General features: G+C 38.8%; 21 protein-coding genes. 19 read left to right on the forward strand and 2 right to left on the reverse strand.

What is annotated here, in order from left to right; all coding sequences use genetic code 11:
• Positions 1–73 precede the first annotated feature (73 nt).
• Positions 74–922 (forward strand): Ku protein, encoded by an 849-nt coding sequence (locus NSQ34_RS08495; RefSeq protein WP_176967416.1) that lies wholly within the window; start codon positions 74–76, stop codon positions 920–922.
• Positions 923–944: 22 nt separating this feature from the next.
• Here NSQ34_RS08495 and NSQ34_RS08500 read toward each other — a convergent pair whose 3' ends face one another.
• Entirely contained in the window at positions 945–1,388 is a 444-nt protein-coding gene (locus NSQ34_RS08500) for a DUF2188 domain-containing protein (protein WP_041117496.1), read from the reverse strand.
• Between the two features lie 160 nt (positions 1,389–1,548).
• Here NSQ34_RS08500 and NSQ34_RS08505 point away from each other — a divergent pair, with 160 nt between their 5' ends.
• The 13 genes from NSQ34_RS08505 (at position 1,549) to NSQ34_RS08565 (ending at position 13,844) form a co-directional block, all read left to right on the forward strand.
• Positions 1,549–2,022 carry a VOC family protein gene (locus NSQ34_RS08505; protein ID WP_176967415.1) on the forward strand — a complete coding sequence of 158 codons (474 nt, stop codon included), beginning with the start codon at positions 1,549–1,551 and terminating at the stop codon, positions 2,020–2,022.
• A 48-nt stretch (positions 2,023–2,070) separates the two neighbouring features.
• A complete protein-coding gene (locus tag NSQ34_RS08510; protein WP_034283385.1) occupies positions 2,071–2,484 on the forward strand; it encodes an Rrf2 family transcriptional regulator in 414 nt (137 codons plus the stop codon).
• Between the two features lie 101 nt (positions 2,485–2,585).
• Entirely contained in the window at positions 2,586–3,437 is an 852-nt protein-coding gene (locus NSQ34_RS08515) for an SDR family oxidoreductase (RefSeq protein ID WP_176967414.1), read from the forward strand.
• Between the two features lie 295 nt (positions 3,438–3,732).
• Complete coding sequence (locus NSQ34_RS08520) at positions 3,733–4,131, forward strand: uberolysin/carnocyclin family circular bacteriocin (protein ID WP_065214393.1); 399 nt, start codon at positions 3,733–3,735, stop codon at positions 4,129–4,131.
• A gap of 70 nt (positions 4,132–4,201) precedes the next feature.
• Positions 4,202–4,858, forward strand: coding sequence for a YIP1 family protein (locus NSQ34_RS08525; RefSeq protein WP_065214394.1), 657 nt, complete (start codon positions 4,202–4,204; stop codon positions 4,856–4,858).
• A gap of 39 nt (positions 4,859–4,897) precedes the next feature.
• Positions 4,898–6,496: a M48 family metallopeptidase gene (locus tag NSQ34_RS08530; protein ID WP_176967413.1), complete on the forward strand. Its 1,599-nt coding sequence runs from the start codon at positions 4,898–4,900 to the stop codon at positions 6,494–6,496.
• Positions 6,497–6,588: 92 nt separating this feature from the next.
• Complete coding sequence (locus NSQ34_RS08535; RefSeq protein WP_176967412.1) at positions 6,589–7,107, forward strand: stage II sporulation protein M; 519 nt, start codon at positions 6,589–6,591, stop codon at positions 7,105–7,107.
• 43 nt (positions 7,108–7,150) lie between these two features.
• Positions 7,151–8,839, forward strand: coding sequence for a hypothetical protein (locus NSQ34_RS08540; protein WP_176967411.1), 1,689 nt, complete (start codon positions 7,151–7,153; stop codon positions 8,837–8,839).
• Between the two features lie 10 nt (positions 8,840–8,849).
• Entirely contained in the window at positions 8,850–9,590 is a 741-nt protein-coding gene (locus tag NSQ34_RS08545; RefSeq protein WP_176967410.1) for an ABC transporter ATP-binding protein, read from the forward strand.
• Positions 9,591–9,908: 318 nt separating this feature from the next.
• Positions 9,909–10,631, forward strand: a complete 723-nt coding sequence (locus NSQ34_RS08550; RefSeq protein ID WP_176967409.1) for a (Fe-S)-binding protein — start codon at positions 9,909–9,911, stop codon at positions 10,629–10,631.
• Between the two features lie 15 nt (positions 10,632–10,646).
• Positions 10,647–12,068, forward strand: coding sequence for a LutB/LldF family L-lactate oxidation iron-sulfur protein (locus NSQ34_RS08555; protein WP_061109906.1), 1,422 nt, complete (start codon positions 10,647–10,649; stop codon positions 12,066–12,068).
• Positions 12,068–12,790 (forward strand): lactate utilization protein C, encoded by a 723-nt coding sequence (locus NSQ34_RS08560; RefSeq protein ID WP_061109907.1) that lies wholly within the window; start codon positions 12,068–12,070, stop codon positions 12,788–12,790. The genes NSQ34_RS08555 and NSQ34_RS08560 overlap by 1 nt, the downstream gene beginning before the upstream one ends.
• A 145-nt stretch (positions 12,791–12,935) precedes the next feature.
• On the forward strand, positions 12,936–13,844 hold the full coding sequence (locus NSQ34_RS08565) for a DMT family transporter (RefSeq protein WP_034283398.1): 909 nt from the start codon (positions 12,936–12,938) through the stop codon (positions 13,842–13,844).
• 12 nt (positions 13,845–13,856) lie between these two features.
• Here NSQ34_RS08565 and NSQ34_RS08570 read toward each other — a convergent pair whose 3' ends face one another.
• Positions 13,857–14,048: a hypothetical protein gene (locus tag NSQ34_RS08570; protein WP_034283400.1), complete on the reverse strand. Its 192-nt coding sequence runs from the start codon at positions 14,046–14,048 to the stop codon at positions 13,857–13,859.
• 110 nt (positions 14,049–14,158) lie between these two features.
• Between NSQ34_RS08570 and NSQ34_RS08575 the strand changes: the two genes are divergently transcribed.
• The 5 genes from NSQ34_RS08575 (at position 14,159) to NSQ34_RS08595 (ending at position 22,224) form a co-directional block, all read left to right on the forward strand.
• On the forward strand, positions 14,159–16,375 hold the full coding sequence (locus NSQ34_RS08575; protein ID WP_176967408.1) for an RNA ligase: 2,217 nt from the start codon (positions 14,159–14,161) through the stop codon (positions 16,373–16,375).
• A gap of 64 nt (positions 16,376–16,439) precedes the next feature.
• Positions 16,440–17,150, forward strand: coding sequence for a DUF421 domain-containing protein (locus NSQ34_RS08580; protein ID WP_061109909.1), 711 nt, complete (start codon positions 16,440–16,442; stop codon positions 17,148–17,150).
• 228 nt (positions 17,151–17,378) lie between these two features.
• Complete coding sequence (locus tag NSQ34_RS08585) at positions 17,379–17,957, forward strand: TetR/AcrR family transcriptional regulator (RefSeq protein WP_024427074.1); 579 nt, start codon at positions 17,379–17,381, stop codon at positions 17,955–17,957.
• Positions 17,958–17,978: 21 nt separating this feature from the next.
• Complete coding sequence (locus NSQ34_RS08590) at positions 17,979–21,122, forward strand: cytochrome P450 (protein WP_176967407.1); 3,144 nt, start codon at positions 17,979–17,981, stop codon at positions 21,120–21,122.
• Between the two features lie 193 nt (positions 21,123–21,315).
• Complete coding sequence (locus tag NSQ34_RS08595) at positions 21,316–22,224, forward strand: trypsin-like serine protease (protein ID WP_024425124.1); 909 nt, start codon at positions 21,316–21,318, stop codon at positions 22,222–22,224.
• The last annotated feature ends 230 nt before the right edge of the window (positions 22,225–22,454 follow it).

Here is a 22,454-nt window from a genome sequence, read left to right on the forward strand (position 1 = left end):
TGAAATTTTCAATCACATACATAAGTCTGATGAAAACATTACATAGTAAGGAGAAAAGAACGGAGGAAGCGCGATGCATACAGTATGGAAAGGCGGCATTAGTTTCGGATTGGTCAATATTCCAGTCAAGCTGTTTACCGCTACAGAGAACAAAGACATTAAATTAAGACAGCTGCATAAAGAGTGTCACACGCCCATTAACTACAAGAAAGTATGTGCCAATTGCGGTGAAGAGGTAGCGCCGGAACAAATCGTCAAGGCGTATGAATATGCGAAAAATAAATTTATTGAATTGGACGATGAAGAGCTGGAAAAACTGCGAAAAGAAAATGAAGAAAAAGCCGTTGAAATCATTGATTTTGTGAAGATTGAAGAGATTGATCCCATCTATTATGAAAGAAGTTACTTCTTATCACCGGATACTGGCGGAGCAAAGGCTTATTCATTATTAAGAAAAGCTTTAGAGGAATCGGGAAAAATTGGTGTCGCAAAAATTATGATCCGCTCAAAGGAGCAATTAGCGATCGTTAGGTGCTATGAACATATTTTGCTGATGGAAACCATTCATTTCCCTGACGAAATTAGACAAGTATCAGATGTACCGAATATCCCCCAAGAGGAGAACATTGTAAAGAAAGAGTTAGATACAGCGCTCCTTTTAATCGAGCAGCTGACCACGACATTCGATCCAGCGGCATATCAAGATGAATACAGAGAACAGCTGATGAATTTAATTGGCGATAAAATATCTGGAGAACATACCGTTCAACCAGAAACGACAGGCAAAAAAGATCCTGCATCCAATGTGACTGATTTAATGGCCGCACTACAGGCTTCGATCGACCGATCAAAACCAGCCAAAGCGAAAAAAGCAGCACCTAAGAAAAGAAAAACACCAGCGAAAAAAGAAAGGAATGCATAAAAAAGACCGCTGACTAGCGGTCTTATTGCGGCTTTAACACATCCTGGATCGTCCCATCTTTTCGGTGAATGACAACGGAAGTTCCTTTATTAGCTGAAATCTCCTTTGCCCGGTCAATTGCTTCTTGTTTTGTTTCTTTGACCTCACTTGCTCGTTTCGCTTTCTCTGTTTGAACCGCCCAGCCTTCCTCGTGTTTCACAACATGCTGCGCCTGATCCATGAGCTCTGGTCTTGCGGAGCTGCTGTTCTCAGAAGGTTTGACAGAACCATGAGAGGAGAAATTTTCTACCTCTTTCTCCGTTGCGTTCTTTTTCCACTCTTTCGCTTGACTGATTGCAATTGGAATGGCTCTATTTTCCTCATAGCCTTCCTGAATCATTTTATTAGCAATCTCAAGCGCTTTTTTTCGAATGACGTTGTCTAATGATTGAAATGAAGCTGGATAATCGTTCATTGTCCAAGGCATAAGAAACGCTCCTTTCTTTTATTTGAACACCTTCCCCCATCTGTAATGGATCAAACATTCAAGTTCTCTCAATCCAATGTTGGGGATAAAATACATCGTTTTGCTGAGGCAGAATCTCATCAATTCCCGCAGAATAGAAGGTAGAAAAGGAGTGATTTTGATGATGATGAAAGGTTTGTATGAAGCACATTTACCTGTGAGTGATTTGAAGGCATCGATTGCGTTTTATGAAAAATTGGAATTGACACTTGCTCATGAAAATGAACGAGTTGCTTTTTTATGGATTGAGAAAGGAAAAAGCTGGCTTGGCCTGTGGAAAGTAGATATAAACAATTTTCCATACCATCCCTCGACTCGGCACGTTGCCTTTCAAATTACAACGTCCAGTATCGAACAGATTAAGACTTGGCTGATTGAAAGAGACATCAGCATTCACCCAATGTTTGGTTTTTCAGAAGAAAAGCAGCCTTTAGTTCTCGATAATCCGCCGCAATTTCATGCAGCGATCTATTTTCTTGACCCAGATGAGAATCTGCTTGAATGCATTGCGCCGCTTGAACTTGATACAGCAGACAACTACGATATCATGACATATGAGAACTGGGATCGAAAGAAACATCCGTTTATTGATTGACAAAATCACTCATTGTAACTATATTGATTACAACGGTGGTGAAAGATTGTGAAACAAATTAGCAGCAGGTATCCGATTGCTGTTCATATTGTGTCATTTATTGCAGGTGTTCCAAAAGAGTGTACAGGTGATTTTATTGCAGAGAGCGTGAATTCAAATCCAGCCATTGTTCGAAAAATGATGGCAATGCTCAAACGGGCGGGTCTTATTGAAATTCGCCGCGGAGTAGGCGGTGCTTATTTAAAAAGACCGGCTGAGGACATCACGCTCTTAGATGTGTACCGTGCTGTGGATGTAAGCGAGGATGAAGAATTATTTAACTTTCATCAGCCCGTCATCGCATGCCCGATTGGTCAAGCGATGGATACGAGACTGCGGCATGAACTAAAAGAAGCACAAGCTGCACTTGAGAATCACCTAAAGCAAGTGACAATTCAGCAATTATTAACAGAGGCGGAATAAAAAAGCTCGTACTTTGGAGCTTTTTTTACACCTTTGTTGTAACCATTTTGATTATAACGTATGCACATCACCGTTGAACGAAAAATGAGGAGGTCAAACAAATGAAATTATTAGTAACAGGTGCAACAGGACAACTTGGGACGCTCGTCGTCAAGCATTTGCTCACAAAAGTACCGGCTGAACAAATTGCAGTCAGTGTTCGAAATCCGCAAAAAGCAGCACATTTGAAGGATGCTGGGGTGGATGTACGCCGTGGAGATTTTACTCAGCCAGACACTCTGACATCAGCATTTAAGGGCATTGATCGTCTGTTGATCATTTCAACAGCGGATGGTGACCGCGTCGAGCAGCATAAAGCGGCAATCGAAGCGGCAAAAGCAGCAAATGTGGCATTTATTGCTTATACAAGTGTTGTCAATGCAAGAGAGAGTCAGCTTATCCTTGCAAATGACCATGCTAAAACAGAAGAAGCCATTGTGGCCTCTGGCATTCCTCATGTATTTTTAAGAAACAACTGGTATGTTGAAAACGAAAAAGATACGATTCTGGCGTCAGTCAGCGGCGCACCATTTTTAAGCCCTATTGGCGAAGGAAAGGTTGGCTGGGCAACAAGAAATGACTACGCAGAAGCGGCAGCAAATGCGTTAACACTTGCCGTACATGATCAGGAGATATATGAACTGTCAGGACCGCTTCGGACGCATAGTGAACTTGCACAAATTGTTAGTAAGGTGAGTGGAAAAGAAATCAAAGTAGAAAAAATAGATGTAGACACATTTGGAGACTTTTTAGCTTCAAATGGTGTACCAAAAGAAGCAGTGCCATTTGTCAAAGCCATTCAAAGCGGCATACGCGATGGTGCTTTAGCCATCGAAAGCCAAGATTTCGAAACATTACTAGGCCGGCCGTTAACACCTATTGAAGAAAGAATTCGTGAATTGATTTTAAAATAAACATTGAAAACGCTCTTAAAAGGGCGTTTTCTCATGTGGATTATGCTTCAAGCATCATTAAGTTCCTCTCCAACTGTAGCCCTGTCAATATAACGTTTTTTTATATAAACAGATCAACTCAATGGTTAATCTCCCTCTTATTTTTTCTACTCTTACATCAGCTTTATACCCGTAGGAGTTAACAATCTTTTAACCAACAAAAAATAGTAAAAAAGTATCTTTTTTTCATATGATAATGTTGAACTCTAATTTTATTTATAGTAATATTATATAATAATAGAAGGAGGTGGTAATTGTGGGAAAAATTAATAGTAAACATTCTAAAATCCTAGCCGCTTTTGGGATGGTCTTTTTATCTATTTTAGTGATGTTTGGAACTATTGGGTCACCAGTGAAGTATAATCAAAACGAATTTAGTAATTCTAATATTCAGACTTTAGAAAAATCATCATTAGAAGTGAACCTTGCCAAAATCATTAATAAATATAGTAAAAAGACTACTTGGAACCAGGCTCAAAAAAAGGCATCCAAAATTGTCAACATGGTGATGACGGGGTCTGACGTTGCTTCGGCAATATCTATAGTGTTAGGTGCCTTTTCATTTGGAACCGTAACGGCTATCGCTTGGGCAGCAAGGATGTCATTAAAGTGGTATATCAAACGAAAAGGTAAAAAAGCAGCTGTTACATGGTAAGTAATGAAGAGTAGTTATGATTCTCATAACTACTTCTTCTTTACTAATTACGTATAAGGGGAGCCGTGTGGTGAAAGGAATTGTAGAGGGCGTCAAATCATTCGTATCTGTATTATTTGAACCAATATCTTTATTTAATAAATTAATTGAAAAACCTAAGAATTTTTATCCGTTCATTTTAATTATGCTAATAGGAATATTTTTAGTGCTATCCACCTCACAATTTTTAATACAGGAAATTTCTCACCTGTTTGAATTAGAAGAAAAGTTGTCTAATTCAGCTATTATAATTGGTATTTTCACTTTTATTATAAGTGGGGGATTACTTATAGAGTGGTTGATTCAAGCAATTGTCATCTATTTTATGGTATCACTGTTTTCTACTGAAAACCGGGAATTCAGAGCGGTATCCAGTATTATCGGTTATAGTTGGGTTCCTATAGCCATTAAGGTGTTTTCTTTCTCGTTATTAGTTATGTTTTCTGGAGAATTGTACGAGATTAAAGGATTTTCTGGTATATTAAAAGATACCGATAATTCTCTTTTAAGCAGCTTTTTAAAAAATATAGATTTTTTTGTTATTTGGCAGTACATAATCATGTATTTAGGTGTGAAAATTTTGTTAAGGGGTTCTAGTAAGTGGATGTCCATAATGATTATCGCTTTCACCTTCTTACTAAACACAATTTTAAAAATAATTCCAGAGATTTTCACTTCATTTATGTAATTGTTTTAACCCTATAATCAGTTAGTAGGATGTGATAAAATGTTACGAAAAGCCTCACTTTCTTATTTTATTGCAAGCATTATTACAATAATAGTCATTTTGATTGAAGTTGGTATCCGTTCAGCAGTTGTTTCTCCATTTGTTCTACTTGATTCGAACAAAGATAACAATCCAAAAGTATTAATCTCCCATTCCCTTTATCAAGGTGATTTTTTATTAACTTATCAAGAAGGTCACTCCAAAGATCGATCAGAAGCAGCCTTTCAATTGGGGGGAAAGCACATACATTTCACGGAGATTCCATCTAGGGATGGAATTAGCACAATTGAAACTGACAAATTAATGAAAGATAAGGCAACAGTTTTTCTAAGAAGAGGTTTTGTACCTATTCATGATGATAAAATCAAGATGGAACAGGTATCGCAAAATCCTTTTTTCTCTAAATACAATCTAACGAATTTAACAGAAACTACTAAGGTCAAAACAGGTTTTAAGCATAATACCACATATATTATATTAATTACGTTAATGGGAATTCTTTTTCCAGCTATGTTATTTTTATTTTTTAATCTTCATGAATCTATGAAAAACCTATTCACATTATTTATTCCCTTTGTTTTAGCCATTTTTCTTCCCTTGGGATTAAATTATTATTTCTTAATGGGATATGTGCTATCAATAACAGGATCTTATGTATTAAGCATTATTTTCTCTATACTTGTACCTAGTTTCCTGTCAATTTTATTGACAGCTTATTCATTTGAGTATACTACAAAAGATACGCCTGAAGATTTAGAAGAAAATGAAGGCGCGTCAGGAAATTCGTTTTTAATGAATGTTAGGGAGCAAGTTGTTTTGTTTGGTGCTGCCACCTTATCTTTGTTATATTTCGGATCATATTTATTACTTCCTTTGTCGTTTCAAGCGAAGATGATGGATAACCTTTTTCTATTTTGTGGCTGGTACTTCGCCCTAATCCTATTATTTATTTTTGGTTACTCAATCATTCAAAAAATAATAAACAAATATGAACTTTTAAATACGGAAGCATTCATGAATATTCGCAAGGATATTGAGAATAAGACAAACCAAAAGGTAAATATTTGGGTGAAAAAAGACTCTCAACAGGATGTGAATGCATGGATATATTCTTTTAAACTTCCATTTAAAAGAAGAGTCGATGTGTATGTGACAGAAGGGTTGTTAGATAAGTTTGATAAAGATGAAATTCGTGCTATCTTATACCATGAAATGGGGCATGCGAAGTTAAAACATGCGCATTATACCATGTTTCTAACTTTGATCGTAACATTATTTATGGGCATCAGTATGTATTATGCCAGACAGGTTATGCTTGCTAACGGATGGTGGCAATATGTTCTTATTTTCCCAGTAGGAGTAATTCTCATGATTTTCATTACGGAATGGTTGCCAAAGAAAATCAGCCGGTTATTTGAGATTCAGGCTGATAACTTTGCTGTTTCCCATCTTGAGAATAAAACACTGTATCTCAATACTTTGATTAAATTAAGTAGTCTTATTGAAGAAGAAGAAGGAGATTATGGAAGAAAGTCTGAATGGCGTGAAAGTCACCCCTCTTTTGAAAAACGAATTGAGAACATAAAGAAAACCAATTGATTCAACAAGGTGATTATATGAAGGCTAAACTGAACCATTCCAAATATAATTGGCTAAAACTATTTATAAAGAGAAATTTCCGGGTGTTGAAGTTGGCTTTATTAGTTGTTTTTATTAGCTTTTTCGGTACTATATTATTCTTATCGATTAACAATGATATCAACGTGACTACCATTCCCCTTAGTTATTTGGAGGAAGGGGTTAGTGATAGTGAGAATGATGGATTTGCTGTTTTCTCAATTTTTTCGCATAATTTCATTATCTTGCTGCCAGCGTTAATTGGAGTTTTTTCGCTCGGTTTTTTATCAATAATATATGTTTCCTTACAAGGATATTTACTTGGAGTATCCATCTATAGCATCTCTCAAACAATGTCAATTTCAACTGTAATTACATTCACAATATTTCATGGGATTTTTGAGATGATTGCTATAGCTCTAGTCACTGCATTTGCTATAAAACCTGGTGAAATAACGATTGAATCCATTCGTGGAAATCGGAAATTTATACAGAAGCAGGACTTAATAGATATGGTTGTCCTACTTATTATGTATATTATTTTTTTATTCACAGCGTCATTGATTGAGGGAATAATACTCCTAAGTATATGATGTTAGTTTTAAATATCATTTTGATGTTTAGAGGTAGATGGATATGAGAGAAATTTATTTGATTAACAAATATAAATTTAGAAGCATCTTAAACAGATTTTTGTATATCCATAAAAATGGGGGAATGCATAGTGTTTATCTCCCATTTCTTGTAGGAAGTATCATCATCACTGTTACTTTGACTATTATTAATTTTTTTACTTCTTATACAGTTGAATTTATGCTTGAAAATTTAGAACCATTAACTAGAAAAGAGCAAAGTGAATGGGCCTATAGACTATTTTTATTAATAATATTGTTCATTCTGACTAGCAATGTTTATTCTAATGTGTACCGTATGCTAGAACTTAAAGACTTTAAGTTACTATCTTCTATTGTTCCATCTGTTAATAAAATAATACTCAGTAAGTTAATTGGGCGTGAATTATTTAAAAGTTTACTACTATTCGTAATATTCGTGCTCTTTTTCATTCATATAGCCACAAAGCTGAACTTTAGTTTAGCAACTGGGATGTTTTTATTTCTTTTTATAACTCCTATAATATTAATTGTAGCGACGTTAAAAATCTATATAGTGATGAAAATAATTTCGGCTAAAGTAAGTAAAAGAATTGGATTGAATTATAGCCTGTTTCTTTTATTCACAAAAATAATAATAACTATACTCTTTTTTTCTATTCTTTTTCCTTTTATTGAATATATACCTAGTAGCTTGGTGAGGGAAAATTACTTATTAATTTACAACCATTATATTATCCAGTCTTTACTAGTGTTCTTTAACCCATTTCATTTTATAAGTGATGAATGGACAATTCTCTCTATCTCCTTTTTTATAGGGATTTGTATTTGTTGGTTAATGGGTAAATCTTTAAAACATTTAGAAGTCTATACATATATTGTTTTTTTTCAGCGGAATAATTCCAATGTCACTGGAACAGAGATAAGAAACAGTTTATTTAATTTGTATTTGTCCAGATTGTCCATGGTTCTAAAATACCTTAAATTTATTCCAATTTTAACAAGGAAAATTGTTGAAAAAGATTATAAACATTTTCAAAGAATCCAGATGTATAGATTTAATCAAACATTTTTATTAATTATCTTTCAATACATATTGATATTTATACCTTATTATCTTTTAGCCTCCAAAAATATTTCTTTTATAGAGGGAAATCATTTATCGATCTTTGCTATTCTCCATCTTTCAGGAGCCGTCATGGTAATCCATAGACTCTTTAATAGATTTTCGCCTGACTTTGAAGGAAAAAGTTTCGTTTACCTTTTACTTACTCCTGTGAGAGTAGAAGAAATTTGCTTAGCGAAGGTGCTTAGTTTGTTAGGAGTTGCACTGCCTTTTTCAATTATTGTTAGTTCAGCAACCTGTTTAGTATTTGACGTCAATTTCTTATTAATTCTTCCTTTAAATCTATTTACTACGGTTGTTACAATACTAATTGCTCTAGTCTCCAGTATTACCTTCCCGAATTATGAAAGAGAAACCTATCTGGATTTGCCTAGTACAAGGTCCAGTATCATGAGTAAATTTTTGTCGAGTTTGTTTATTATCATTGGGAGTTTAATCATCATGCTCTCCAAAAATTCTTTGTTAACCGTAATATTATTTTCGTCCATGGCATTTATGATTAGCTCAATACTCTTCCATTTGTGCTGTAAAAAATTAACTAATTCAGAATTTAAAAACTTCTCATCTTTAAGTGAATTTAGTGAGTAAGGATGATTATATGTTAAATGTAGTGAATATTTCCAAGTCATATGGCAGTATACCTGCGATAAAAGAAATAAGCTTCCACATACGTTCCGGTGAAATTTTAGGCTTATTGGGTTCAAACGGTGCGGGTAAAACAACAACTTTATCTATATTATCGGGATTAATGAAACCTGACAGCGGATTTGTAAGTTTATATGAGGTTGAGGATCCCAATGAATATAAGTCACAGATTGGCTGTGTATTCGATGACTTAAGTCCATATGATTATTTAACAGGTAGAGAATACGTAACCTTCATGGGTGAATTAAGAGGAGTTCCTTCCAATCAAATTGATCTTTTTATATCCGATCTATCCCAACTACTCTTTCTTGAAAGAAAAATTGATGTCTTAATCAAAACCTATTCAAAAGGTATGTGTCAAAAAATTATATTAATGGGTGCCTTAGTTCATAATCCGGTTCTCTTGATTATGGATGAACCATTTACAGGATTAGATCCAGAAAGCATAAAGGCAATTAAAGATTATTTAAAAGCCTTTACTCATAAAGGAAACTCCATCATCTTCAGTACTCATATACTTGAAGTAGCAGAAAAATTATGTGACAGACTAGTAATAATTGAAAAAGGAAATTGTATTGCCACCGGTAGCTTAGAGGAAATAAGATTGCAAGACAGTCAAATGAATGGAAATACTCTTAGTTTAGAAGAAGTTTTTCATATGTTGACACATTCTTATAGTAATTTTAAAAAGTGATTGGTTTGAAAAATCACATAATAACATTGATTACAACACTAGTAAACAAAGATACATTCTTCATAAAAGGGAACATAAGGATTTAAAAGCGCTTTTTCATTAACACCTATAATTAATTCCAAAAAATAAACATCAAAAACGCCCTATGAAAAGGGCGTTTTTTCATTTAGTCACACGAATCATAAGGACAAATTTTAGACAAATCACTTCGTTGAAATTTCAGAAATTTGGGATTAAAATGAAATTAGGGTCTGTTATTTAGTCATCAGATGACCAGAATGATGAATCAAAATGCAGCAATAGAAGGGAAGTTCGCCGATGAAAGCCCATTTATTCGTTACTTGTTTAATTGACACGATGCAGCCAAATGTAGGAAAGGCGACAGTGGAAGTATTGGAAAGACTCGGTGTTGAAGTGGAATTTCCAGAAACACAAGTGTGCTGCGGGCAGCCAGCCTTTAACAGCGGCTATACAAAAGAGGCAATCAAAGCAGCGAAAAACATGATCAAAGCCTTTGAATCAGCTGAATATGTTGTGACACCATCAGGTTCGTGCAAGGCGATGTTTTTAGAATACCCTCATCTTTTAAGAGAAGACCGAGTGTGGTCGGCCAAGGCTGAGGCACTTGCCGCAAAAACATATGAATTAACAGAGTTTATTGTTGATATATTACACATGACAGATGTAGGCGCGAGCCTGAAAGGAAACGCAACCTATCACACCTCTTGTCATATGACGAGACTGCTGCGCATTAAGGAGGCACCTTTTACCCTATTGTCAAATGTCAAAGATTTGACGATGAAACCATTGCCCCGCGCAGAAAATTGCTGCGGATTTGGAGGAACCTTTTCAGTGAAAATGACCCCTATTTCTGAGCAGATGGTTGATGAAAAAGTACAAAGCATAGAGGAGACAGGCGCCGAATATATCATTGGTGCTGACTGCGGGTGTCTGCTGAACATTGGCGGGAGGCTGAACCGTCTTGATAAACCCATTCAGGTCATGCACATCGCAGAAGTATTAAACAGCCGCGGACTTTAAGAGGAGGAACGGCACATGAGTATGAAAATTGGAGAAAAGGCCTTTAAAGAACGGATCGGGGATGGCTTAGAAGACGCTGTCATGAGAGGTGCTGTCTCCTCAGCACAGGAACGCCTGTATAAAAGAAGGCTGACTGCAAGCGAGGAGCTTGGCAATTGGGAAAAGTGGCGTGAGCTTGGCGAGGAAATCAGGCAGCATACGCTGACGCATCTTGATGATTACTTATATCAATTAAGTGAAAGTGTAAGTGCACGCGGAGGTCATGTCTTTTTTGCGAAAACAAAGGAAGAGGCATCAGCATATATTCAAAACGTGGCACAGAAGAAAGCAGGCAAAAAGGTCGTCAAATCAAAATCAATGGTCACAGAAGAAATCGAGATGAATCAAGCGCTTGAAGAGATCGGCTGTGAGGTGGTCGAAAGCGATCTTGGCGAATATATTCTGCAAGTGGATGACCATGAACCGCCTTCACATATTGTGGCACCCGCCCTTCATATGACGAAAGAACAAATACGGGAAGTATTTCATGAAAGGCTTGGGTATGAGATGTCAGACACACCTGAAGAAATGACGAGTTTTGTGAGAGCCCTCTTGCGTGAAAAATTCCTCGAAGCTGATATTGGTGTGACCGGCTGTAATTTTGCAGTGGCCAACACAGGGTCCATCTGCCTTGTGACAAATGAAGGGAATGCGGATCTTGTCACGGCTATACCGAAGACGCATATTGCCGTTATGGGAATGGAGCGGCTTGTTCCAACAATGGAGGAACTGGATGTCCTTGTGGGTCTTTTGTGCAGGAGCGCAGTCGGTCAAAAATTAACTAGTTATATTTCTGTCGTGGGACCAAAAGGAGAAGGAGAACTAGATGGACCAGAAGAATTTCACTTGGTCATTGTGGACAATGGGCGGTCAAATATATTAGGAACGGCCTTTCAGCCTGTTCTCCAATGTATCCGGTGCGCAGCCTGCATCAATGTATGCCCGGTTTACCGGCATGTTGGCGGACATTCGTACGGTTCGATTTATCCGGGGCCAATCGGAGCTGTTCTTTCGCCGCTTCTTGGCGGCTATGATGACTATAAAGAGCTCCCCTTTGCATCAAGTCTGTGCGCAGCCTGCACGGATGCTTGTCCAGTGAAGATTCCGCTTCACGAGTTATTGATTAAACATAGACAGGTGATCGTAGAAAAAGAGGGCAGAGCGCCTAAAGCTGAAATGATGGCGATGAAAATGTTTGGTATGGGGGCATCGTCTCCCGGAATGTATCAATTTGGAACAAAAGCAGCCCCTGCGCTCTTGAATCGTATGGCTTCAAACGGACAAATTTCAAAAGGGATAGGCCCTTTAAAGAATTGGACAGATATTCGTGACCTGCCAGTTCCAAGTAAAGAAAGATTCAGGGATTGGTTTAAAAAGAGACAAAGGGAGGAGAAGTGATGAAGGGGACCATATCTCACCGAGAGTCGTTTCTATCTCATATCCAGCAGCAATTAGGCAAAAACTCCTCCCCAACTGCAGCAATTCAGCGTCCGGAATGGAGGCATCAAGTCCAGTGGGAAACAAACGGAAGTTTGTCTAAAGAAGAGCTAGTCGAGCAATTGAAAAAGCAATGTCAGCAAATTCACACAAGAGTGGTCGAAACAACACCGGAGGAAGCGCCCTCTGTATTACGATTATTGATAACAGAATATGGTGAGGGTGCTGTGATGACATCGCGTGATCGGCGTTTTGAACAATATGGTTTCCTCCCTATGTTTGACAGCTTGCAACAGGAAGGAATCTCCATCACCAGCTGGAATACAGATGCATCAAGAGAAGAAAAATTAAGGCAGGCAGAACAAGCGAAATATGCAGTTGTGTTCAGTGATTATACCCTTGCAGAATCAGGTACAGTTGTCCTTTCATCCCACCAAGGTCAAGGAAGAGCGCTGCATTTTTTACCGATGATGTATATCGTGTGTATAGAGAAAAGCTCAATTGTTCCGCGGATGATTCAGGCTGTTTCGGCTCTCAATCGCTCAGTAGAAGAGGGGGAGCAGGCGAAAGGCGCCATCCATTTTATATCAGGTCCAAGTAATTCTGCCGATATTGAAATGAATTTAGTGGTGGGGGTTCATGGCCCAGTTCAGGCCGTTTATCTGTTAATAGATGATGAATGAAGGCTTTCGTCATGAAAGCTTTTTTTCATCCAGAAAGCTCGCGCCAGTTTTAAAAAATCATCTTGCCACTAGGTGAATGGACATAGTAAGATGACGACATACAAGATGAACTGCTCATCTACTGCTGATGTAAAGGAAGCTGCTAATGGAAATGAAGACAACTGCTCAAACGAAATCAATTGCACTACCGCTTGTGATTTCAATTATTGCCATTTCGTTTTCTGCAATTATTGTGAAATGGTCAAATGCACCTGCTGCTATTTTAAGTATGTATCGAATGATCTTTGCGGCGGCTCTCATGCTGCCGTTTATCCTACCTAGAAAAAAAGAATTTCTCTCGATAAAGCGAAGAGACTGGTTTTTCTTATGTATGTCAGGCTTCTTTTTAGGGCTCCATTTTGTGTTGTGGTTTGGCTCACTGAAACTGACGACAGTGGCAAGCTCTACCATTATTATCGCCCTTCAGCCGATGGTCTCCTTATTAGGCGGATTCCTCATTTTCCGTGAACGAACAACAATGTCTGCTCTATTGACGATGTGTGCAGCGATTGTTGGTGCCCTCATGATAGGCTGGGGAGATATTGGTCATAGCAAGGAAGCCATCTTAGGAGATATTTTATCCTTTTTGAGTGTGATTGCTGTTGTTTGTTATTTGTTAATAGGCCAACAGGCTGTAAGAAAAATATCTCATTGGATTTATAGTTTTTGTGTATTTGGTTTTGCCGGTCTTTTTTTAATTTTATTCAACCTGCTTCAGCAAACCCCTTTCACAGGCTATCCGGGTAAAGAGTGGGGAATCTTTTTATTGCTCGCCATCATTCCCACCATGTCTCATGTCATTAATAATTGGCTTTTAACCTATGTGAATGCGACAACCATTTCAATGAGTATTCTTGGTGAACCTGTTGGGGCAACGATCCTTGCTGTATGGCTGCTTGGAGAGAAAGTCACTCTGCTTCAAATGCTTGGCGGCCTGCTTGTTCTTTTAGGCGTCTTTTTCTTTTTGATGCAGCAGCGTCAAGGAATCGTGATGAAAACAAAAAAATCCGGTTAACTTCCGGATTTTTTACTCTTTTAAATCGTTTTTTTCAATCACTTTGTTTAATCTTGCCTCGATTTTTTTCAATTCCATTCGTTTTCTTCTGATCATGCGAAACGCGATGACAATGATTGTCACAATAAAGGCAATGAATAGAAGAGAGAACATTTGAAATAGAAGATCTCCCATGTTGAATGCCATATCCTCTCTATTAGACATACGTAAAACCTCCTTTTCTATCTATATATTACCATAATCATTAAAAGATTGAGATTTATCCATAATTTATCTATAATAGGTAAAATATCACTCATTAAAGGAGAACCAATATGAGAACTTTAGTCCTTTTACGAGGTCTCCCAGGCGTAGGTAAATCAACATGGATCAAAGAACAAGGCTTAGAGCCTTACACTTTATCAGCGGATCAAATCCGGCTGTTAACGCAGCCGCCGCAGCTATCAGTCAATGGGAAACTAGACATTTCAAGCAAGCATGACCACAAAGTTTGGTCTTTATTATTCGATCTACTCACGGCCCGTATGGAACGCGGAGACTTTACTGTGATTGATGCGACACATATTTCAAGTAAATCGATTTCTCAATATAAGTCTTTAGCGACTTCGTATCGTTACAGGGTATATGTCGTCGATTTCACGCAGGTGCCCCTTGAAACAGCTCTTTTGCAAAATCGCTCACGTGAATCTCACAAAGTGGTGCGGGAATCTGTTTTGTATCAAATGAACGAGCGGTTAAAAACAGAAAAGGTCCCGTCATGGGTGACTGTTTTGCAGCCGGAGGAATATCCGCAAGTGATGACCTATCAGCCTCGATCCTTTGATCAATATGAGGCCATTCATGTTTTCGGAGATATTCACGGTTGTTACACCGCACTTACCACCTATTTGCAAGGAGACATCAAAGAAAACGAACTTTATATCTTTACAGGGGATTTGCTTGATAGGGGAATAGAAAACAAAGAAGTATTAGAATGGATGCTCGCCCATAGAGAATGCCGGAATGTCATCGTCATTGAAGGCAATCATGATCAGCATTTATACCGGTTTGCACATGGTGAAAAAGTCAGAAGCAATATGTTTAACCGGCATACTGCGCCTGAAATCGAAGCAGCAGACTTTGATTTGAAGGAAGTACGAAAGTTTGTCAGAACCTTTCATCAGCTGACTTATTTTACGTACCATGATCAGACATTTCTTGTTACCCATGGCGGACTTGCTCATTTGCCGGAAGAGCTTCTTCATGTCTCAACACAGCAGCTCATTCACGGCGTAGGAGAATATTCAGATGACATTGATCACTTATTTGTTCAAAACACAGCTGGGCTGGATATCATCCAAATTCACGGGCATCGCAATTTATACAGACTGCCTATTCACGCAGCGGAAAGATCTTATAACCTAGAAGGCCAGGTTGAATTTGGGGGGCAGCTGCGGGTGTTAAAAATCACAGCTGAGGGGATTGAGACTCATGAAATTGACAATCCAGTCTACAGAGCCTCTGAGAAAAAACAATTGGCTGCTGTTCAATCAGATATTTCACTGGATGATTTTTTAGCTCATTTAGATCAGCATGAATACGTTCAGGAATTAAAGCTTCCACACCATATTTCATCTTTTAATTTTACGAAAAAGGCTTTTAGTGAACGTCAGTGGGATGATGTGAATGTGAAGGCAAGAGGTTTGTTTGTCAATATGGTTTCAAAGCAGATTGTGTCTAGAAGCTATAATAAATTTTTTAACATTGATGAGCGTCCGGAGACAAGAATGCAGCATTTAGTGAACCATCTTCAATTCCCTGTCGCCGTATATGATAAAGCAAATGGATACTTAGGAACTGTTGGGTATAACGAAATGGAAGATGAATTGGTGTTTACGTCCAAATCGTATACATCACATGTGAAACAAAATCAGCATGCTTCCTGGGTCGAAGAGCTATTTTATAAAACCTTCAGTGATGTCCAGGCTGACTACATCAAATCATACGTCCGTGACCACCATGTATCTCTTGTGTTTGAAGTCATTTTGCCAGAAAAAGATCCGCATATTATCACATATGAACAAGATCAACTCATTTTACTCGATATAGTGAAGCGGCAGTTAAGCTATGAAAAAGCACCATTCGCTGAAGTGAAAAGATTAAGTGAACAGCTGGGAATATCCTGTAAGCAGGAAGTGGCTGTTTTCCATGATTGGACGTCTTTTTATAAATGGTATCAGGCGGTCTCTCATGATGACACAATAAAAGAAGAGGGATATGTCATTGAGGATGCTCGCGGCTTTATGACCAAACTCAAGCTTCCTTATTATCAATTCTGGAAGCAGATGCGCGGGATGAAGCAGCGCGTTGCAGAGAAGCGTTCCTCGCAAAAATTTATGCAGGCGTTGCAGACAGCGGAGCAAGCTAGGTTCTATACGTGGCTTCTTGAGCAAGAAGCAGATCATGTGAGGAATAGCACAATTATTGAACTGCGGTCACAATTTGAACAAAGCGGTACTGCCCAATTGAATAATGGTGGGATAAATGCATAGTCTAACAAAGAGTCTTTTCTAAGGAAAAGGCTTTTTTTGATGCAATTGAAAGGTGGACACTTGCATGCCTGACCATATTGAAGTCATTCTTCGGACGATGTTTGCTTTTGCAATTTTATTTGGAGGAGCACGTCTTTTAGGAAAACAAACCATTGCGCAAATGAATATTTTTGATTTTATAGCAGCCATCAGCTTAGGTTCAATTGCAGCGAACCTGGCGTTTAATACAACGCTCCCGCTTCAGCACACAACGATTTCCTTTGTGTCACTTGTCATGATTATTTATGTGATTTCCCTGCTTGCATTAAGAAGCCGGAAGATGAGAGGGTTTATGGCTGGTAAACCAACCCTTGTCATACAAAATGGAAAAATTCTTGAAGGAAATATGAAAGGGATGAGATATACCCTTGATTATTTAAATCAACAGCTGAGAGAAAAAGACATCTTTGATATTAGCGAAGTTGAATTTGCGATGATTGAAACAGATGGGCATATGTCAGTGAAAAAATACCCTTCGTTTGAAAAAGTCACGCGGAAAGACCTACATTTATTCATGGAGGCAGAGCGTTACATGCCGATTGAAGTCATCATGGACGGGAAACTCATCCAAAAGAACATACAAGAAAATCAATTAACAGAGCAATGGATAGAAGAAGAGCTTAAAAAAAGGCAGCTGTCCTTAAAGGACATTGTTTATGCTGTTCGTTCAAGTAATGGAAACTTATATATTGATACATATGACGACCATATTCATTCTCCAATAGATCAGGAATGAATGTGTAGTGCTGATGACACCTGTGTGACACACATTTGACAAACTTTATAAGTCCTTTGGGTGTCATACGACTAGGTAGCATTTCTCAATTATTATTATTTTCAGAAAATGTGATGACGGATTAAAATAAGTATGTTTAAGTATAAATAGATGGAATTAAAATATTAATATAATATACCGAAAGCGGAATGAACGTTCATTCCTATATTTTTATAAGGAGGGGATGAAATGCCAGCAGTGACTGATAAACAAGAACAGATCATGAAGGCTTCGCTGGAACTATTTATTGAACGAGGCTTTGACGGCACCACAATGCCGATGATTTCAAAAAGAGCAAACGTCGGAGCGGGCACCATTTACCGTTATTTCGACAGCAAGGAGGCACTCGTCAATATTTTGTACCAGCGCAGCCTCTCAGCATTTATCGAAAAAATGAACACAAACAGTCCAGATCCAAAGTTAAGTATTCGGGCGTACTTTAAGCATGTATTTTATTGCTTGGTTTTATTTACAAAGGAGAATCCAAGCGGGCTGTATTTCTTAGAGATTGATAAACGATCCCATTACTTAGACGAGACGAGCAAAGAGAAAATGCAGCATTTGTTACATGAGCTATTCCTTATCTTTGAAGAAGGAAAAAAGGATGGGATTCACCCAAACCTCTCAGGCAGAACCATTTTATCTATTGTATTTGGTGCTTTTGTGCAGCTGCATAAGCAAATTCTTGCAGAAGAAATAGAGCCAACGATTGAATTTTTAGAGGATATTGAGCAATGTTTATGGCGCGCCATTAGCATTGCATCTTAAAGAAATAAAGGGAGTGGGCATATGAAGCAAACATCAATCATTCCAAAACCAAAAACATACGGACCTTTAAAAAATATTCCCCATATAAAAAAGGGAGAGCTTGCTCAAACCTTTTGGCGGCTGGCAGATGAATTAGGACCGATCTTTCAGTTTGAATTTTCAAATGCAACAAGTATTTTTGTTTCCAGCCATGAACTTGTCAAAGAAGTTTGCGACGAAAGTCGTTTTGATAAATTTATTGGAACTAGTCTGAGTAAAGTAAGAGCATTTGCAGGGGACGGACTATTTACAAGCTGGACAGAAGAACCGAACTGGAGAAAGGCTCATCAAATTTTGATGCCTGCATTCAGCCAGCAGGCCATGAAGGGCTATCATGAGATGATGCTCGATATTGCCACACAGCTTGTTCAAAAATGGCAAAGAACAGGCCGCGATGAAGAAATTGAAGTAGCTGAGGATATGACAAAGCTGACTTTAGATACGATCGGCCTTTGCGGTTTTGATTTTCGCTTTAACAGCTTTTATAAAGAAAATCAACATCCGTTCATCGACAGCATGCTGAAAGGCTTAAATGAAGCAATGGAGCAGTCGAGTCGATTGCCAATTGCAGATAAACTCATGATCAAAAGAAGAAAAGAATTTGACCAGCATGTCGATTTTATGAAGCAATTAGTAGATGACATTATTCAGGAACGAAGAAAACAAGATAAAGCGGGCGATGATTTACTGTCTCTTATGCTGCATGCAGAGGACCCTGAAACAGGTGAACGTTTATCCGATGAAAATATCCGTTATCAAATCATCACCTTCTTAATTGCAGGCCACGAAACAACAAGCGGGCTGCTATCATTTGCGATTTATTTCTTACTGAAGAATCCAGAGAAATTAAAGAAAGCCGTTCAGGAAGCAGATGAGGTGCTGCAGGGCGGGCTTCCGGCATTTAAACAGGTGCAAAAGCTAAGCTACACTCGTATGGTGTTAAATGAAGCTCTCCGCCTCTGGCCAACAGCGCCTACGTTCTCTCTTTATGCGAAAGAGGACACAGTAATCGGGGGAAAATATCCGATTCAAAAAAATCAAAGTGTCTCTGTTCTGCTCCCTAAATTACACCGTGATCCAGCGGTATGGGGCGAGGATGCTGAAGAATTTAAACCAGAGCGGTTTACACATCCTGAGAAAATCCCGCAACATGCCTACAAGCCTTTTGGGAATGGACAGCGTGCATGTATCGGTATGCAGTTCGCCCTGCATGAAGCTACGATGGTTCTCGCGATGGTTCTGCACAATTTAGAGTTAATTGATCACACATCTTATGAGCTTGATTTAAAAGAATCTCTCACAATTAAACCTAACGATTTTAAAATCAAAGTGCGGCCAAGGAAGCAGCAATTCTTTATGGCACCGCCGAAAGAAGAATCGAAGAAAAGCACCAAATCTAGTGAGTCAAAAGTGGCGAGTCACGGTACACCGCTGCTAGTTTTATACGGATCAAATCTTGGTACGGCAAAGCAAATAGCGAACGAACTGGCTGAAGACGGGAAAGCAAAAGGATTTGATGTAACCACTGCGCCGCTTGATGACTTTACACGCCAATTGCCAGACACAGGTGCTGTCTTCATCGTGACCGCTTCATACAACGGACATCCGCCTGACAATGCGAAGCAATTTGTGGATTGGCTGGCGCAGGATGAAGAGCAGGATTTATCAAACGTGACATTTGCTGTCTTTGGATGCGGAGATCGAAATTGGGCGAGTACGTACCAGCGGATCCCCCGTCTAATTGATGAAGCTCTAGAAAGAAAAGGAGCCAAACGTGTAGCTGATTTAGGAGAAGGGGATGCAGGCGGTGATATGGATGAGGATAAAGAAATCTTCCAGAAAACAGTCTTCGAACAACTTGCAAAAGAATTTAAGCTCACCTTCCAAGAAAAGGGGAAGGAAAAACCAAACCTATCAGTTTCTTATACGAATGAGCTAGTGGAGCGTCCTGTAGCTAAAATATATGATGCCTTTTCAGCTGTTGTATTGAAAAATGAAGAATTACAATCAGAAACAAGCACGCGGCAGACAAGGCATATTGAACTGAAATTGCCTGCTGGCAAAGCATACAAAGAAGGGGATCATATCGGGATTGTGCCGAAAAATAGTGATGCACTCGTTGAGCGTGTGACCCGCCGCTTTAAACTAGATCCAGAGCAGCACATTAAGCTTTCATCTGATAAAGAGGCAAGTCATTTACCATTAGATCAGCCGATTCCAATCAAAGAATTACTCGCCTCGCATGTTGAGCTTCAAGAACCTGCGACACGTACACAGCTAAGAGAGCTTGCAGCACATACGGTATGTCCGCCTCACCGCGTGGAACTTGAACAAATGGCTGGTGAAGCATATCAAGAAGCCATCTTAAAGAAACGAGTAACCATGCTGGATTTATTAGATCAATATGAAGCATGCGAGCTGCCATTTGTACACTTTTTGGCGCTTTTACCAGCTTTAAAGCCGCGTTATTATTCGATCTCAAGCTCGCCAAAGGTAGATGAAGAAAAAGTCAGTATCACAGTGGCAGTTGTCAAAGGTAAAGCATGGAGCGGCAGCGGAGAATATGCCGGAGTCGCATCAACCTATTTATGTGGTCTGAAAGAAGGGGAAGAAGTAGCCTGCTTCCTGCATGAAGCCCAAGACGGATTCCAGCTGCCCCCTTCATCAGACATACCGATGATTATGATTGGACCAGGTACAGGAATCGCTCCATTTAGAGGATTTGTTCAGGCAAGAGAAGTGTGGCAGAAGGAAGGGAAGCAGCTAGGCGAAGCCCACCTATATTTTGGCTGCCGTCACCCTCAGGAAGATGATCTATATTTTGATGAAATGAAGCTTGCAGCGCAAAACGGCATTGTCCATATCCATCGTGCTTATTCTCGTTACGATGAGCAAAAAGTATATGTTCAGCATTTGTTGAAAGAAGACGGCGGCATGCTGATCGAATTGCTTGATCAAGGTGCTTATCTGTACGTGTGCGGAGACGGAAAAGTTATGGCCCCAGATGTAGAGGCTACACTGATCGATCTTTATCAAAACGAGAAACAATGCTCGAGAGAAACAGCTGAAAATTGGCTGACAACCCTCGCAAATGACAATAGATATGTAAAAGATGTGTGGAGCTGACAAAGAGGAAAGACCGCCTATTAGGCGGTTTTTTCTATTCTCATAGAAAGAGATCGATAGAATGAAGGTTGGGAAGTTACAAAACACCTAATTTGGAAATGAAATATTTTGTAAAAAATAAGAATATTCTCTCATTTACTCCAATATGAAACAATCGTATGATTTTTGATATAGGACATAAAGGAGGAATATGATGAAAAAGGTGAAAATGTTACTCCCTTCTCTTCTCGTTTTTGGTGCTTTAAGTGTGCCTAGTTTTGCCCATGCCGCATCGGATTCAGTACTAACGTCTGATTATGACATGGTGACTTCTGATGGTAAAGTGATTTCTTCAAGTGATTTCCACAATGATACGAAAGCCCCCTCATCCTTTGACAAAGTGGATGATCTTTCTTCTACTGTTGGCGAAAAAGTAAAACCACTATCAAAATATTTAAAAGATTTTCAAACGAAAGTCGTCATTGGAGACGATGGTAGAACCAAAGTAGCAAATACAAGAGTGGCACCATACAATTCGATTGCTTATATTACATTTGGCGGCTCAAGCTGTACGGGAACACTCATTGCTCCTAACAAAATTTTGACAAACGGACACTGTGTGTACAATACGGCATCGAGAAGCTATAGTGAGAAAGGGACTGTATATCCTGGTATGAATGATAGTACTGCGGTGAACGGTTCAGCAAAAATGACTGAGTTCTATGTGCCAAGCGGGTATATTAATACTGGTGCAAGCCAATATGACTTTGCCGTGATTAAAACCGATACGAACATTGGCAATACGGTCGGCTACCGATCCATCCGTCAGGTGACAAACTTGACTGGGACAACCATTAAAATCTCAGGATATCCTGGTGATAAAATGAGATCGACTGGCAAGGTGTCACAATGGGAGATGTCGGGTCCTGTGACGAGAGAAGATACGAATCTAGCATACTATACGATTGATACATTCAGCGGAAATTCAGGTTCTGCCATGCTGGATCAGAACCAGCAAATCGTTGGAGTTCATAACGCTGGGTATTCAAACGGAACGATAAATGGCGGGCCGAAAGCGACAGCTGCCTTTGTTGAGTTTATAAACTATGCGAAAGCGCAATAAAAAATAGAGCTTGTTTCCTTCATAGGGGACAAGCTTTTTTGTATGAATCGATTTGATAGGATTCATATTTCTAACCTGAGAGATTTGAGATTGAGAGCCTCATCATTTTTTTCTCATGTCATCTGCGCACCACTCATACATTAAAATGACACATTTCCTTTCAGTCAAGATGATGCTGAAGATGGATGAGGAGGTCACACGCTTTTGAAGATGAAAAGAGGCTGGATCGC

Source organism: Bacillus sp. FSL P2-0069, from assembly GCF_038593315.1.
GTDB classification, from domain to species: domain Bacteria; phylum Bacillota; class Bacilli; order Bacillales; family Bacillaceae; genus Bacillus; species Bacillus safensis.